Here is a 15048-nt window from a genome sequence, read left to right as displayed (position 1 = left end):
GTGCGCGTCGGGGAGACGCTCGGAGGACGTCGTCGGTCAGCTGCGCGGTCGCAGTTGATCCGTGACGAACGCCCTCAGCTCAGCGGTCACTTGGCGCGGAACGGCGAGATGGTAGAAGTGGTTTCCGGGGAATGTCCGTACGGAGCTGGTCTCAGCGGACCACGCACGCCACCGGTGAACGTGGTCATCCGTCACACCCGCGTCGTCCTGTCCCCTCCACGCGCTGAGCGGACAGGGCAGGAGGGTGTCCTCGACGGGCGGTGTGTAGGAGTCGCAGATCGCCTTGTCGCCGCGCAGGGGCCGTGCCACCGCCGCTGCCAGCCGGGTGTTGGTTCCGACGGCCGCGGGCACGGCGCCATCCGCGACCAGTTCGGCGACAAGCTGGTGATCGGTCAGTTGAGGTGTGTCGGACACGCCTCCCTGGGCATCCGGTGCGCGGGAGGCCGAGGCGACGAATCCGCTCGGCCACCGGCCGTGTGCACGGCCGAGGACGCGGGCGAGCTCGTACCCCACAAGGGCTCCCATGCTGTGGCCGAACAGGATGTAGGGCAGGTCGAGTCGTGCGCCGAGTGCGGGGGCCAGTTCGTCGAGTACCTCCGCCATGGTGGTCGCGGGCTCCTCCCGCCACCGGTTCTCCCGGCCCGGCAGCTGTATGGCCAGCAACGCTATGTCCGGGCCGAGCAGTTCCTGCCACGGGCGGAACTGAAAGGCGCCGGCACCCGCGTGGGGCAGGCACACCAACAGTGCCTTCGCGGTGTGTGGAGGCTCCCACTCCACGAGCGGGCCCGGCGTCACAGCCACCCCCGTAAGTCGTCGGCGAGCCCGCGGAGCACCTCTGACAGGCTGCCGTCGGTGTAGAAGTGCCCACCGGCATGACGGCGCACCTGGAAGGCGCCTGTGGTCTCTCGACGCCAGGCCTGCAGCCCGGCGGCTCCCACGCAGGGATCGGCCTCGCCCGCCACGACGGTGATCGGGCAGGCGAGTGGTGCGGCGGACCGGTACACGTGCCCTTCCAGCCATGCGCAGTCAGCCCGCAGGACGGGCAGCACCAGTTCGTGCATCTGCGGCTCCGCCGCCACCCAGGCCGGCATCCCGCCGAGGGCCACGGCCCAGGCGAGCAGCTCCGTGTCGGACAGCCGGGAGACGGGTGGGCCGGAGTGTCCTGTCGCGACGGGATGGTCCGAGCCGGAGACGAAGAGTCCGACGAGTGCCGGGCAGCCGTCCCTGTCGAGCAGCCGGGCGACCTCGAAGGCGAGCAGCCCTCCCATGCTGTGCCCGAACAGTGCGACGGACCGGTCCGGACGCTCACTCAGGTCGGCCGCGACGGCCGCCGCTGTGTCCTCGGGGGAGACCACCGCGGCCTCGGTCACCCGGTTCTCGCGGCCGGGTAACTGCACCGCCACGACCTCCAGCCAGCCGGGCAGATGGCGGGGCCAGTCGCGGTAGGCGGAAGCGGCGCCACCCGCGTGGGGCAGGCAGTACAGGGCGGTGTGTGCTTCCGGCCGCGGGTCGGTGCGCAGCATGCTGCGGGGGCCGCCCGTCGTCCTTGCGTGGGAGACAGCCATGCGTGCGGGTCTCAGGACCACGCGCGTTCGTCACGCAGGTGCAGGAGTTCTGCCGGGTGGCACGGGTACGGCAAGGGCTGGGCTAAGACGGACGCGTGAATGTGACGCTTCTGAATGGCAGACACACTGTTTCCCCTGTCAGTCGAAGGTGATGTTCAGCTGTAGGGCATGGTCCGTGCTCGGCGTCCGGACATGCCATCAACGGCGCACTCAATATCATGAGTTGATGGCACGGCAGGCTGCCCCTGCTCCTCGGGTGCAACCGGAATCGTAAATGCTTATACCCCCTACCCCGTCGCCAACATTCCTACCACGGACCGCACTTGAGAGGGCAAGAGGTTAATTCGACCAGCCTGTTGTGTCTCCGATTCCAGGTCAAACAGGAAGACGTTCCCATTTGGTGACTGTCCATCACATGCGTGCGCTGTGCCGCACGTCACACTGTTGAGCTCTATCGGCTCGTGATTCACTGGCCATGAAATTACGGGGTAGAGGTCGAGTTGACCTGGGGTCTTGCCGACGAGGGTTTGCTCGACGCAAGCGGGAGCGGCTCTCGTCAGTCAGCGCGCACGGAGACCCCAATGCCGCTGAACAGGTGTCCAAATTCCGCCCTCGACCGGGGTGTGGGGATGACCGCGTGAAGCCTTCGTGGCGATACGGCGTGACGGGGCCGAGGGGATGTGTGCATGGCGCAGGAGGAACGTGGCGTAGCTGTGATTTCGGGTGCATCGTCGGGATTCGGCGAGAGAATTGCGCAGGTTTTGTCCCAGCAGGGTTACTCCGTGGTGGCTCTGGCCCGTAGGGGGGACCGGCTGAAGGTCCTGGCGGAGCAGGACTCCAGGGGCGCAATTCTGCCGGTGGTCGCTGATGTCCGGGACCGGGACGGCCTGGCGCGAGTCCTCGACGGACTGCCCTCCGATTTCCGTGACATCTCGGTGCTGATCAACAACGCGGGCCTGTCCCGGGGGTTCGGTCCCCTGCAGTCGGGCAGCGACGAGTCCTGGCGCGAAATGATCGACACGAACATCTCTGGTCTGCTGAACGTCACCGGACTGCTGCTGCCGCGCCTTGTGTCCCGCGGATCCGGCCACGTGGTGAACATCGGCTCGATCGCGGCGAGTTACCCCTACATGGGGGGCAACGTCTACGCCGCCACCAAGGCCTTCGTGCACCAACTCTCGCTGAACATGCGTGTCGACCTCCAGGGCACGGGCGTCAGGGTGAGCTGTGTGGCGCCCGGGATGGCGAAGACCGAGTTCGCCAAGGTTCGTTACGACGGGGACGCGGAGCGCGCCGACGCCCTGTACGAGGGCCTCGCGCCGCTCACCGCCGGCGACGTGGCGGAGGCCGTGGCCTGGTGTCTGTCGCGGCCTGCCCGCGTCAACGTCAACATGATCGAACTGATGCCGTCCGAGCAGCACTTCGGACTTGGATTCGCCGGGAGCCCGCCTGCCTCGCCCGGCGGTGCGGATGGCGCGTGAGTCCGTACAGGCTGCCTCCTGGCGCGTGAGTGCGCGGGACGGTCTCGTCGCGAGACCCGCGCGTCCTGAGGACGCGGAGCAGATATCCTTACTCTCTGCCCCTTTCGTCGAGGACGGGCTGCTGATTGCTCGTCCTCTTGCCGAATTGGCCGAAAAGATGCAGGAGTTCATGGTCGCTCGGCAAGGGGGCCGACTGGTCGGCTGTATGGGGATGGCCTTGTCCGGCAGGAGTCTGGTCGTCTACAACCTGTGTATCGCGCCCGAATGGCAAGGCAGGGGAATCGGCCGTCATTTGGTTGGGGTCGCGGTGAATACCGGCAGGGAAGAGGGGTATCACTCTCTGTTGGCCCTGACCCGATACGGCGGCGAATGGTTCGGGAAGCTGGGATTCTCGAAGGTCCCCGTGAGCGAGACCCGCGACGAGTGGCGCAATCTTTTCCGACCCGGCCGAAGATCCAGCCTATATGAGTTGATACTCACCTCCGAGCAGTCCAGAGACTGAAGCATGTCCGCGTACATGCTCATGGCGACCCAGGAGTGACACAGTTGATAATCTGCGGGTTGAAACTCACGCATGATGGCTCCGTTGCCCTGATCGACGACGACCGGCTGGTTTTCAGCGTTGAGATGGAGAAGTTAGGAAACGGTCTGCGCTACAGCACTGTTGCCGACTTCAGCCTGATCCCCGGGATTTTGGCCGATTTCGGCTACAAGCCGGAGGACGTGGACGAGTGGGTTATCGACGGCTGGGACGGCGACGTGTCCGGAACCGTGACCCTGCTCGACCGGGGGAGCCCGACGGAGGTCGTGGTCGGCCCGTACCGGGAGTCGCAGGCCTGCCCGGCGCTCGACTCGCCCGGAGTCTCGGGTACGTACCCGATGGACGGCGAGACCTATCCGTACACCAGCTACCCGCACGCGGCGGGACACGTTGCGAGCGCCTACGTCTCCAGCCCTTTCGCCCAGCGAGGTGAGGGCTCCTTCGTCCTCGTCTGGGACGGGGGACTCTTTCCCCGCCTCTACTGGGCGGACCCGCGGGGCGGCGTGGAGAACTTGGGAGAGCTCTTCCCCCTCATCGGCCACGCGTACGCCATCGCTGGACACCACTTCGGACCCTTCCGCAGAGCCGTCCAGTCGCCCACGGTCGACGACCTCTCGGTCGCCGGCAAACTCATGGCGTACATCGCGCTGGGCAAGGCGGACGCGGGTGTACTGGCCATTCTGCGGGAGGAGTTCCACCGCGTTTTCGAGAGCGATGAACCGGCCGCCGTCGAGTACCGCGCGACGGTCGGAGGGTACGGCAGCCTCTTCGAGCAGTCCGTACCTCCGGTGCACGAGTTCTATTCCGCGGTCCGTGCCAGGGCAGCGGAGAACGGGGTCAGCGACGAGGACGTGCTGGCCGGCGTGCACGCCTTCTTGGAAGGTCTCCTTGTCGAACGGATCTCCGCCAAGGTGCGCGCCGCCAAGGGCGATGGCCCGTGGAACCTGTGCTTCGCCGGCGGCTGCGCGCTGAACATCAAGTGGAACAGTGCGCTGCGCGAGGCACCGGACTTCCATGATGTCTGGGTCCCGCCGTTCCCCAACGACTCGGGATCGGCCATCGGAGCGGCCGTGCTGGGCAGGGCGCGGCACACCGGTCTGGGGCCGCTTTCCTGGAACCCTCGGCTGGGCCCGGCGTTGACGCCCTCACCCGAGCTGCCCGCAGGCTGGTCGACGGAGGCCTGCACTCCGGAGGAACTCGCCCGGATCCTCCACGCGTCCGGAGATCCCGTGGTGGTCCTGCACGGCCGCGCCGAACTCGGCCCCCGCGCGCTTGGCGGCCGCAGTATTCTGGCGGCCCCGGTCAAGGCGTCCATGAAGGATGAGCTGAACCGTGTCAAGGACCGCGAGCCCTACCGGCCCGTCGCCCCCATCTGCCTGGAGGACGAGGCCCCGGCGATCTTCTCTCCCGGCACCCCGGACCCGCACATGCTCTTCGACCACGAGGTACGAGCGGACTGGCTGGAACGCATTCCCGCAGTCATCCACCTCGACGGGACCGCACGGCTCCAGACGGTCGGCCCGGGAGACGACGACCTGCTCTTCACCGTGCTGTCCGCCTACCACCGGCTCAGTGGCGTCCCGGTGCTCTGCAACACGAGCGCCAACCTCAACGGGCACGGTTTCTTCCCCGACGTGGCCTCGGCGGCGCGGTGGGGCCGGGTCTCCCGGATCTGGAGCGACGGGACGCTGTACGAGCGGACCGGCGGTTGAGTCGATCCGTGACGCAGGAGGCACGATCCCACTCCGCCGCGCATGCAGCGGCGGAGACTCTCGTAGCAACTCTGCCCCGGCTACGGGAACTTCACGGTGAAACAGTGGTCGTGGTGGCCGGGCACGCCGTCCTCGCCGACGAGAAGCTGCGGCACGCGTTCTGCGGTGACATCGGGTTCCTGCGGTACAGCGGGGTGAGGACAGTCGTGGTGCACGACGGCGGACCTCACCCTCCGATTCGGCCGGGCGAGGACCCGGCCGCACTTCGCAGGTACGTCGCGGGACATGTACAGCGGGGGCTGGTCGGGAAGCTCAATGAGCGCACCCCTCTGGCGGTCGGCATCACGGGCGAGGACTGCCGGACCCTGACGGTCCGTGACGAGGCGGACGTGCTGGTCGATACGGGGGTGGTCCGCGTGCTCCTCGACAGCGGCCGTATTCCGGTGGTGTCGAGCATCGCGTACGGCAGGGACGGCGGCATCCACCACCTCGACGCCGCATCGGCGGCCGCCCCTCTCGCCTCCGCGCTCCGCGGCTCCCTGGTGCTCCCGGCCGGGGCGGGGGCCGGTGGCCCGGCGGTCGCTGCCGTCGTCGACATGTCCTTGCCCCACGCCGTGCTGAGGCACCTTCACTGCCTCGGGTGACCGCGCAGGCCTGCGGGGCCGATGTGGGGAGATCCCGCAGGCGGCGAAGCGGGGAGTTCAGGAGGGGGAGGTTCACGATGCTCAGGGAGCCGACGACGATCCACATGGTTGTGCGGGGACCAAGGAGGGTGTTCACCGTTCCGCCGGTCACCGCGCCGAGTGGAATGGTGCTGTAGTTGAGGACCGGAGTGGTCGCGTGGTCGCGGTGATACGGCCCACCATGTCGGGTGGGCGGTAGGCCTGCCGGAAGCTGACGATGATGACGTTGCGGGCCACGACGCCGGCCGGCACCACGGTGGACCCCACTACGAACAGAGACAGCCGCGGGCCGGGGCCGGCGAAGGGGGATGAGGAGCCCGAAGGGAGCCGCCGTCACCTGGATTCTCAGCAGCGCGCGGGCCGTGCCGAAGCGGCACGCCGATCGTCTGGCCGCGAGCCCTCCCAACACATCCCCCTCACGCCGCCGCAGGAGACCAAGACGCCGACCAGACCCGGCTCGGTCCCTACCGTGCGTACGAGGAAGACGACTTGGACGGCCTGGTAGGCGGCGAACGCCGGGTTCAGTGCCGCACCGAAGACAGTGACAGGGCGAACGAATCGGTCGCGTGCAACGAACCGGAGGCCGTCGGACATCTCCTGCCGCATGCGCCGAGGGCGAGGAGCGGGGCGTCGCTCGGAGCCGTTGATGCTCACGCGGGAGGAAGACGTGGACGCGCACGCTCTGCGTCGTCAGGGATGGACGATCTCGGCGATCGCCCGGCATCTGGAGCGGGACCGCAAGACGATCCGTGCCTATCTGAACGGCGAGGCAATCATCCCGCATCCGCCGGGCGAGGAGATCCAGTTCGACTGGCTTGAGCTGCCGGATCCGCCCGGAGAATGGGGTGTCGGCGTGAACGCGCACCTGCTGGTCGGTGCCCTGGCGCACTCCGGCCGGTGGCGGGCGGTCCTTGCGGAGTCCGAGGACTTACCGCACCTGGTCCAGGGTTTGGACCAGGCGGTGCGCAAGCTTGGCGGGACGGCCCGCCGATGGCGCTTCGACCGGATGGCCACGGTCTGTTATCCCTCCAGCGGCCAGGTCACCGCCGCGTTCGCCGGGGTGGCGAAGTACTACGGCGTGGGGGTCGACGTGTGTCCCTCGCGCCGCAGCAACCGCAAAGGCGTGGCGGGGAAGGCCAACCACTCGGCCGCTCAGCGGTGGTGGCGCACGGTCCCCGACGGATTGAGCGCCGAGCAGGCCCAGTCCGGCGTCGACAAGCTCTCCGTGCGGATGGACGTTCGCCGCCGCGCCATCGACGGGGTACGGACCATGGTGGCCGAACTCGCCGCAGCAGAACCGCTGTTGGGGATTCCCGCGCTGCCGTTCCCGGCCCAGCTGTCGGTGGAACGGACGGTCACCGCCCAGAGCCTGGTGCCCTTCGACGGCAACTTTTACTCAGTACCGCCGGGCCTGCCCGGCCCCGGGTGACGGTCACCTGCCGCCTGGGCGAGGACGTCGTGAGCATCGCCACCGCCGGACGGGCCGTGATCGCCCGGCACCGCAGGGCGGTGCGCGGGGCCGGACAGATCGTCCGCGACGCCGGCCACGTGATCGCGCTGGAGCGATCGGTACTGGCCTCGTTCTCCGACCGGGCGCCCTGCAAGCCCAAGGTCCGCCGCCCGCCCAGCGAGGCCGCCCTGGCCGAGGCCGGCCAGCTGCGCGAGGGACAGGCGACCGGATCGACCGCGGAACGGGTCGTGATCGACCTGTCCCACTATGCCGCCGTGGCCGAACGGCTGCGGCACGTTCCCCCTGCCGAACGAGGAGGAAAGCACGGAGCGAGTACGGCACCGATGCAGATGAGCGAGGCACGCCGCTATCAGCAGCTGCGGGCCCATCTGTCCTACCTCAAACTCAACGACGCCGCCGAGGCGCTCAACCGGGTCCTGGACCAGTCCAGGACCGAGCGGATGACGCTGACCGCGGCCCTGGAACGACTGCTGGAGATCGAGGTCGAGGCCACCGAGGCCCGTCGGCTCGCCGCCCGGTTGCGGTTCGCCTGCCTGTCCGAGCCCTGGACACTCAACGACTTCGACTTCGCCGCCGAGCCGGGCGTCGACGAGAAACCCATCCGTGACCTGGCCACCCTGCGGTTCCTGGACGACGCCTCCAACGTGCTGTTCGTCGGCCCGCCCGGGGTCGGCAAGACCATGCTCTCGGTCGCGCTGGGCCGGGCCGCGGTCGACGCCAGCCACCGCGTCTACTTCACCACCGCCGCTGAACCGGCCGCCAAGTGCCACAAGGCCGCCCTGGAAGGTCGATGGAAGACGTGCATGCGGTTCTTCGCCGGCCCCCGACTCCTGGTGATCGACGAACTGAGCTATCTCCCGCTGCCCGAGGACGGCGCCTCCGCGCTGTTCCAGGTGATCAACCAGCTGTATCTCAAATCGTCCACGATTTTGACCACAAACGTCGGTATCGCTGACTGGGCAGGCGCCTTCGGAGACGCCACCGTCGCCGCCGCCATGCTCGACCGGCTCCTGCACCGGGCCGCGGTCGCCGGCATCGACGGCCCCTCCTACCGGCTCCGCGGCCATCAGCAGCAGGCCGAGGTCCTGCGGCAGGGAGTGAACGCCCGTGTTTCCTGACCAGCCCCAGCACCCATGAGGTTCCCGACGACATGGCCCGCCGCTGCCCCGCCTGCGAGACCGTCTTCGCCGTCACCAACAGCACCAGCCGACAGGTCTTCTGCTCGCCCATCTGCCGCGAGGCCAACCGCCAGCTCACGCCAGTCCAGCGGATCTGTCCCGTCTGCACGAACGAGTTCACCACCGACGTCAGTTCCCGGCGCATCTACTGCTCTACCGAGTGCCGGGCCATCGCCCGCAACAGCACCGAGCGCCTAGAACAGCGCACCTGCCCCCTCTGCCAGGAAGCATTCGAAGCCTCCGGACCACCAGGCAGATCTACTGCTCTCCCACCTGTCGGCGGGGCGCCGATCGACAGCGCGGGCAGGAACGGGACCAGGCGCGGGCCCGCCGCCTCGGTGAGACACCACCGCCACCGGCACTACCCGAACTCCCGCCACCGCCCAGACCGGTGCACCGAACTGGAGGACTTCGCCAAATACCCGCCGAACGCGCCCCGTTGGAACCAGCCGCGACACGCAACTGCCCGCACTGCCAGCAACCCGTCACCATCGTGGCACTGCTGGCAACACCAGAAGCCGCCCGGCCTGCCATGCCCGTCCGCAGCCCGGACATCGTCCCTCTGCGCAGAACCCCGTGATCGGACCCGCTCACGACTTCGACTAGTCCACGTCAGGCGGCAGGCGCGTGGCCTGGTGGTAGTACATCCGCCAGCCCGCGGCTCCGTCCCCCCTGCGCCAGATCGAACTGTGTCTGGTCCGGCGCTCGCCGAGCATGGTCTCGAACGTCAGATGCACCAGCCCCGGGGCAAGCAGCACACCCGAGATGTCTGAGGGCTCGAAGCGGGGAGCGTCCAGCGAACTGCCCGGATGCTCGGGCAGTTCGGCGAGCATCGCCTCATACGTCCACCGCCGCCCAGACCCGCCGACCTCCATGAACTCCGGGTCGAGGAGTTGCCCGGCGCGTTCCCGCGAAGAGCGGACCCTCGGATCCATGAGCTGCAGTTCGCCCGCGATCGCCTGGTTCACGTCGTCTGTTGCACTGTCCACGAACATATCCTCACCGAGCCCGCCAGCCCCGCCGCAACCGAATTCGTCTGCCGCCACGCGGGCCTGGTGTGATCCGGAGGACACCCCTGACCGTTGCCACTCCCCAGGGGCCGCCGACCTGACGGTCGGCTGCCCCTCAAACGTGCTCATACTCCCCACCCTCCCCACACAGTCCAAGACCGGATCAAGTGAGGAAAAGAAGCAGCTCTGGCCGTTTTCAAGGCTCTGTCCGCAGTTCCGTGAACGGACATATGGCAAGGAGCGAACGTGCCACATGTGGCACTCTGGCCGGATGGCAGAGAGCGACCGGGACCGAGCGGTAGAGGGCTGGATCTGGAACGAGAACGTCCAGCCCTTCTTGACTCTCTTGGCGCGTTACGCCGGCTACGACTTCGATGGCACCGACTGGCAGGCGGTCGAACTCGGCCTTGAGGCCACCGATGATGAGCACCCGGATCGCTGGTACAGCTATCCACTCGTCGGATCGGACCATCACTTCGAAGTGCACCTTGCGCAGGCCGTGGGTGGCAATGAGGTTTCTGTCCGCGTGGCGGGAACTTCCAACTCTGAGCTGGGGCTGAGGGCGGACACCCTGATAGCGGCCTTTGCCACCAGACTCGTCGCATGAGGCGAGCATGACTCACAGCCCTCATGGCTGGGTGAGGATGCGGGTCCGGAGAAGTGCGAACGAGGCTCGGCCATACATGGCCGGCTTGAGTGTTTTCACCCCGTTCACATGCCCTTCGACTACCCCGGAGCTCCACCGGAGGGTGAGTCCGGCAGTGACCGCGTCGAGGTCCTGGCGGAGGAAGCCGGCGAAGCCCTTCATGGGCTTCGGTGCGTCCTGTTCGGCCCGCCGGATCCACTCCAGCAACAGGTATCCGCGCTGGTGGCGGACCATGTCGGCGAACGCCCGAGCGAGAACGCAGGCCCGGGTGATGTCCGGGCAGGCTAGCCGGACTTGAAGGAGGCGCTCGTCCTGGCTTTCGGTGAGCGTTTCCCGGGGCCGCATGATCCAGGAGGTGATCTTGCGGGGGCTCGGAATGTCGGCCCGGACTGGTTCGGCGGTGCCCGCGCGAAGGGCAGCGAAGTGTTTGCGGACGACCTGGCGGCTGCCGCGGTAGCCGCGAGCCTGGATCTCCAGAAACAGTCGGGTGCCGCTGACCTGGCCTTGTGCTTCGGTGAAGCGGGCGTTGAGGTATGCCTTGAACGGTTCCAGGACGCCGTTGGGCCGGCGCTCGCGGGCGGAGGCCGGCAGCTCGTCGAGGTCGGTGTCGCGGAAGCGGCGCACGGTCTTGCGGTCGAGGTTCAGACGGCGGGCGATGGCGCTGATCGTCCAGCGTTTTTCCAGCAGGCGGTGGATGTCCTCGTAGCGGTGGCGGGCGCGTTCGATGATCTGGGTGCGGGGCAGTTCCGCGGGCGGTGGCAGCATCGGGGCTGCTCCGGCACCTCGGCCACCGACTTCTCCTCGGCAGGTTCGCGCAGGCAGTCGCGGTGCTGGTGACAGGTCTTCTCCAAAGCTGCAGACAGGTTCTGCAACAGGTGCCAGCGATCCGCGACTTCCAGTGCACGAGGGGCGGCTTTCTTTACCGCCTTGGTGTAGGCGGTGGCCCGGTCCCTGCAGATGATCTCCGCTCCCGGATGGTCCTTGAGCCAGGCCGCGAACGTCTCCGAGGTACGGTCGGGCAGCACGTCCACGCCCCGGCCGGCCTCGACGTCGACCAGCACGGTGCCGTAGGTGAAGCCCTTGCGGAAGGCGAACTCGTCCACCCCCAGCACCTGCGGCCCACGGTCCGGCACCGTCGGCGCCGTCAACAGCCTGAGCAGCCGGGTCCGGCCCGCGACCAGCCGCAGGCGGCGGCACAACCGTGCGGCCGGACGGCTGCCGAGCTCGATCACGATCGACCTCAGCCAGCCTGTCAGTCCGGTGCTGGAGCGGCGGTGCCGCTCGGACAATCCCGGCACCTGCTCGACGAACGTCTTACGGGAACAACTCTTCCGGTCACAGAAGTACCGGCGCACCCGCAGCCGGACTATGACCCGGCGAGAGCCCAACGGCCTTTCATCGAGGGTGCGTTGGTACCTGCTGTGTATGCGCCTCGCCTGTTTCCGACAGTCCGGGCATCGGCCCGGGCGAGCGGTGGGCAGCGCCTCCACCACAAGGACGTTGGTGGAGGCGCTGACGCGCTCCACTCGCACATCGATCCCGGGAAACAACACAGCCTCGACCGTCGTGCTCGCCATGCTAGGACATACTCTGCCGAATCGATCCCTCGTTCACTTCGCTGACCTGGGGATTCACGGAACTGCGGACAGAGCCGTTTTCAAAGAGTCTCATCAACCGGCTGGTGAGCCGAGTTCGGACGGTTCTGGGCCTCGAACCCGACATCCGCGCCTTGTCCGGGGCACCGACAGTGGCAGCGTTGGCGGGTTGGTTCGGCGGCGTCGGTCGCGGGGCCGGACTCGTCGTGTTGTTGCCGCTGTGCCGTGATGGTGGGGACCCGCCCGCTGTTCTGGGTGCGGCCGGCGGCCTGGCATGGCTGTACGCGCGACTGCTGCCCCACCTCGATCCGGAGATACCCGTATACGGACTGCAGTCGCGCGGCATGAGCGCACCCGAGACCGGAGCGTGGAAGCTCGACGGCATGGTGCGGGACTACGCCGACCGGATGCGCTCGGTGCAGAGAGAAGGCCCGTACCGGCTGCTCGGCTGGTCGGTCGGCGGCAACATCGCCTTCGCTGTTGCGGTTCACCTGATCGAAGAGGGTGAACGCGTAGAATTCTGGGCCCTGTTGGGCTTGTACCCTCCGGCGGATCCGACCTGCTGCCGGATTCGCAAGAGATGCTGCGCGACGTTCTCGGCGGTGTCGGCGTCGCGGCCGACGGGAGCCTGTCGGAACAGATCGCGACCTTGGGAGAGCAGCAGGCGGTCGAGGGAGTACGCCTGGCGGCTCATCCTGCGGTTGAGGCCCTGTGGACAGTGCCACGGCGGAGTTCAGGAATCGGCATCGTGTACTTCCAGGCTGCGGCCGACGGGCCTCGGGCCGACGTCGTCCCCGAGGACCGGGAAGCGTTCAGCGGCGGTCGGTTCACGGTGCACGACATCGACTGCGGCCACTGCCAGATGATGGCCCCAACCCGCTCGCTGGCATCTGCGGCGCTCTGTCCGAGCACATCGCAGGACATTGAAAGGGGGCCTGGCGTGCAGCTTCTCTCGGAGACCGATTTCGCGGATCTGGCTCTGGACGCGGAAGAAGACCTGTCACAGGTGTGGCGGCGACTGCGTACAGGTGGGACCTGTCCGTCGGCAGCCGCAGCGTGGCACCAGGCTTGGCTTCTGGCTTCTGGCTTCTGACGCGGTACGAGGACGTGGCAGCCGCCTACCGTGACGCGGATTGGTTCCGTTCAGACCGGGGGAATGTTCTCGACACCCTCCTGGGCGGCGGTGATGCCGCAGCCGGACTGATGCTGCCGCTCACGGAGGGGGCACGCCACGCTGATCTGCGTGGTGCGTTCATGAAGGCGTTCTCACCTCGTGCCCTGTCCGGAGTAGGCGACAGCGTTCGAGCGGCATCGCGAGAACTCCTCACCGACCTGCCGGCGAAAGGGGAGTGTGGTTTCGCTCAGGACGTGGCGGGGCGACTGCCGTTGCGCGCCATTTGTGATCTCTTGGATGTGCCGCAGGCCGACCGGCAGCACCTCCTCGACATGACGTCATCAGCCCTCGGCTCGGAGAGCGAGCAGGGTCTGCAACTGGATTCCTGGGTCTCCGAGAGCGAAATCCTGCTCTGCTTCTCCGATTTGGTCGCGCAGCGACGCAGGGACCTACAGGACGACATCGTCAGTCTCCTCAGGCAGGTCCCGGTCGAGGACGTTCCGTTGACCGACGAAGAGGTCGTCCTCAACTGTTACAGCCTGATCGTCGGTGGCGACGAGACCACACGCCTCGCCCTCGTCGGCGGAGTGGCCGCGTTCCTCGGGAACCCTGCGCAGTGGGCCGCGTACCGGTCCGGTGGAGTCCCGACCGGACCGGCCGTCGAAGATGTGCTGCACACTGACCTTGCATGTGGGCCGCACGGGCAGGGACGGGTGTCATCGTGCACGGCCAGGCGATCAAGGCCGGTGGCATCGTGACCCTGTGGAGCGCCTCGGTGTACCGGGACGATGCCGTCTTTGACGAACCGGACCGATGATTCCGGGTCGACCGCGTACCGAACCGCCATCTGACGTTCGCCCGTGGCTCGCATTTCTGTCTGGGTGCCTTCTTGGCGAGGGCCGGGATCAGCGCCATGCTGTGCGACATGCGCGAGCTGGTGGGGGAGATGGGCCCGGCAGGGCCGGCACGGCGGAGCTACTCCACCTTCTTGGGCGGCCTCGGTTCACTTCCGCTCGCCTGGAACCAGCAGTAGGCCCAGCAAGATCCCGGTGAAGCAAGGCTTAAGGACGGGTCGTCCGGCGTAGGAGCAGGGTGACGAATCCGAGTGTGCCACGGTAGCCGTGGAGCCAGGCGGTGCGGTGTGCGGCTGCGGCTTCGAGGGCCTGGCCGTTGTCGGGGTGCTCGGGGTGGTCCAGGGCCCATCGGGAGAGGGCTCCGGTCCAGGACCACTCGTAGTCGTCCCATTCCTGGAGGGTGCTGACGTGTCCGTGGACGGGGATCCAGTCGTCGGCCATGACGCGGTCGACGGTCGTGGCCAGGTCGTCGTATTCATCGGGGGTGAAACCGGAGTCGAGGGTCGCCCGGTCGGGTTCGCGTTCCCAGAAGCACTCGCCGAGGAGGACGCTTCCGCCCGGGGAGAGGTGCCTGGCGGCGGCCTCCAAGGTGGGGAGCAGGCCGCCGAAGGCGTGTGCGGCACCGATGCTGAGAACCACGTCATAGAGGTGCGGGGAGGCGAACTGCGCGGCGTCCTCGACGTGGAACGCGATCTGGTCACCCAGCCCTGCGTCGGCGACGGCTCGCCTGGCAGCGGCGATGGTTTCGGTGTCGTTGTCGACGCCTTCGGCACGGAGGCCGGGGCGAGCGGTTTGTGCGCGCACCAACCAAGTTCCTGATCCGCATCCGAGATCAAGGAGGCGAGCGTCGCCGCGCGGCAGGGCCCGGTCGAGGAGCGCGTGTACTGAATCATCGCTCAGCGGAGCAGCGATGGGGTGGCCGGAGTGGGCGATGGAGCTGACCTGTTGGCGGTGCATGGCGGCATCCTGCCTTCTGCCTGCCTCGTGGACTTCCGAGGCGCCCCGGGGTTACCGGGCAGGGCACCCGATGGGGTGCCCCGAACCATCTCCGAGACGGCTCGTGAGTGGGAACTGAATCCGGAGACGCTGCGTCGTCGGGCCTTTCCACCAGGCGTCGACGCGTCGAAGTCCTACTTCGAGATCGTCCGTCTCCGTCCAGAAGCCCTCGTCTGCGTCCTGAGGCCGGGACGAGGCGTGC

Annotated in this window: 14 protein-coding genes and 2 pseudogenes; 10 read left to right on the top strand and 6 right to left on the bottom strand. The window is 67.8% G+C overall.

What is annotated here, in order from left to right; all coding sequences use genetic code 11:
* Positions 1-36: 36 nt before the first annotated feature.
* Both ACH4YP_RS40420 and ACH4YP_RS40415 read right to left on the bottom strand, forming a co-directional pair.
* Complete coding sequence (locus ACH4YP_RS40420; RefSeq protein WP_361062536.1) at positions 37-801, bottom strand: alpha/beta fold hydrolase; 765 nt, start codon at positions 799-801, stop codon at positions 37-39.
* The gene (locus ACH4YP_RS40415; RefSeq protein ID WP_361062539.1) at positions 792-1565 is read right to left on the bottom strand and encodes an alpha/beta fold hydrolase; all 774 of its coding nucleotides are present in this window, start codon (positions 1563-1565) and stop codon (positions 792-794) included. Before ACH4YP_RS40415 ends, ACH4YP_RS40420 begins: the two co-directional genes overlap by 10 nt.
* A gap of 686 nt (positions 1566-2251) precedes the next feature.
* On the opposite strand from ACH4YP_RS40415, the gene ACH4YP_RS40410 reads away from it, so the two are divergent.
* The 6 genes from ACH4YP_RS40410 to istB all read left to right on the top strand — a co-directional run bounded on the left by ACH4YP_RS40410 (position 2252) and on the right by istB (position 8571).
* On the top strand, positions 2252-3046 hold the full coding sequence (locus ACH4YP_RS40410) for an SDR family NAD(P)-dependent oxidoreductase (RefSeq protein ID WP_361062541.1): 795 nt from the start codon (positions 2252-2254) through the stop codon (positions 3044-3046).
* Entirely contained in the window at positions 3036-3548 is a 513-nt protein-coding gene (locus ACH4YP_RS40405) for a GNAT family N-acetyltransferase (RefSeq protein WP_398496102.1), read from the top strand. The genes ACH4YP_RS40410 and ACH4YP_RS40405 overlap by 11 nt, the downstream gene beginning before the upstream one ends.
* Positions 3549-3583: 35 nt before the next feature.
* On the top strand, positions 3584-5299 hold the full coding sequence (locus ACH4YP_RS40400; protein WP_398496101.1) for a carbamoyltransferase N-terminal domain-containing protein: 1716 nt from the start codon (positions 3584-3586) through the stop codon (positions 5297-5299).
* 113 nt (positions 5300-5412) lie between these two features.
* The gene (locus ACH4YP_RS40395; protein WP_398496099.1) at positions 5413-5943 is read left to right on the top strand and encodes a hypothetical protein; all 531 of its coding nucleotides are present in this window, start codon (positions 5413-5415) and stop codon (positions 5941-5943) included.
* Between the two features lie 706 nt (positions 5944-6649).
* Complete coding sequence (locus ACH4YP_RS40390; RefSeq protein WP_398496098.1) at positions 6650-7411, top strand: Mu transposase domain-containing protein; 762 nt, start codon at positions 6650-6652, stop codon at positions 7409-7411.
* A gap of 29 nt (positions 7412-7440) precedes the next feature.
* On the top strand, positions 7441-8571 hold the full coding sequence (gene istB, locus ACH4YP_RS40385; RefSeq protein WP_398496097.1) for an IS21-like element helper ATPase IstB: 1131 nt from the start codon (positions 7441-7443) through the stop codon (positions 8569-8571).
* 662 nt (positions 8572-9233) lie between these two features.
* Here istB and ACH4YP_RS40380 read toward each other — a convergent pair.
* Positions 9234-9626 carry a DUF4440 domain-containing protein gene (locus tag ACH4YP_RS40380; protein ID WP_361062556.1) on the bottom strand — a complete coding sequence of 131 codons (393 nt, stop codon included), beginning with the start codon at positions 9624-9626 and terminating at the stop codon, positions 9234-9236.
* Between the two features lie 286 nt (positions 9627-9912).
* Here ACH4YP_RS40380 and ACH4YP_RS40375 point away from each other — a divergent pair, with 286 nt between their 5' ends.
* Positions 9913-10248 carry a hypothetical protein gene (locus ACH4YP_RS40375; protein WP_398496095.1) on the top strand — a complete coding sequence of 112 codons (336 nt, stop codon included), beginning with the start codon at positions 9913-9915 and terminating at the stop codon, positions 10246-10248.
* 21 nt (positions 10249-10269) lie between these two features.
* Here the strand turns inward: ACH4YP_RS40375 and ACH4YP_RS40370 are convergent, their stop codons facing one another.
* A complete protein-coding gene (locus tag ACH4YP_RS40370; protein ID WP_398496093.1) occupies positions 10270-11052 on the bottom strand; it encodes a transposase in 783 nt (260 codons plus the stop codon).
* A gap of 50 nt (positions 11053-11102) precedes the next feature.
* Positions 11103-11864: pseudogene (locus ACH4YP_RS40365) on the bottom strand (ISL3 family transposase); the annotation flags it as partial.
* A gap of 104 nt (positions 11865-11968) precedes the next feature.
* Between ACH4YP_RS40365 and ACH4YP_RS40360 the strand changes: the two are divergent.
* The 3 genes and pseudogenes from ACH4YP_RS40360 to ACH4YP_RS40350 all read left to right on the top strand — a co-directional run.
* Positions 11969-12421, top strand: a pseudogene (locus ACH4YP_RS40360) (thioesterase domain-containing protein); the annotation flags it as partial.
* A gap of 41 nt (positions 12422-12462) precedes the next feature.
* Positions 12463-12975, top strand: coding sequence for a hypothetical protein (locus ACH4YP_RS40355; RefSeq protein ID WP_398496294.1), 513 nt, complete (start codon positions 12463-12465; stop codon positions 12973-12975).
* 14 nt (positions 12976-12989) lie between these two features.
* Positions 12990-13754, top strand: a complete 765-nt coding sequence (locus ACH4YP_RS40350; protein WP_398496091.1) for a hypothetical protein — start codon at positions 12990-12992, stop codon at positions 13752-13754.
* Between the two features lie 303 nt (positions 13755-14057).
* Here ACH4YP_RS40350 and ACH4YP_RS40345 read toward each other — a convergent pair whose 3' ends face one another.
* The gene (locus ACH4YP_RS40345; RefSeq protein ID WP_398496089.1) at positions 14058-14807 is read right to left on the bottom strand and encodes an SAM-dependent methyltransferase; all 750 of its coding nucleotides are present in this window, start codon (positions 14805-14807) and stop codon (positions 14058-14060) included.
* Between the last annotated feature and the right edge of the window lie 241 nt (positions 14808-15048).

The organism is Streptomyces sp. NPDC020747 (assembly GCF_044334695.1).
Taxonomy (GTDB): domain Bacteria; phylum Actinomycetota; class Actinomycetes; order Streptomycetales; family Streptomycetaceae; genus Streptomyces.
This window is presented reverse-complemented; position numbering and strand designations above follow the sequence as displayed.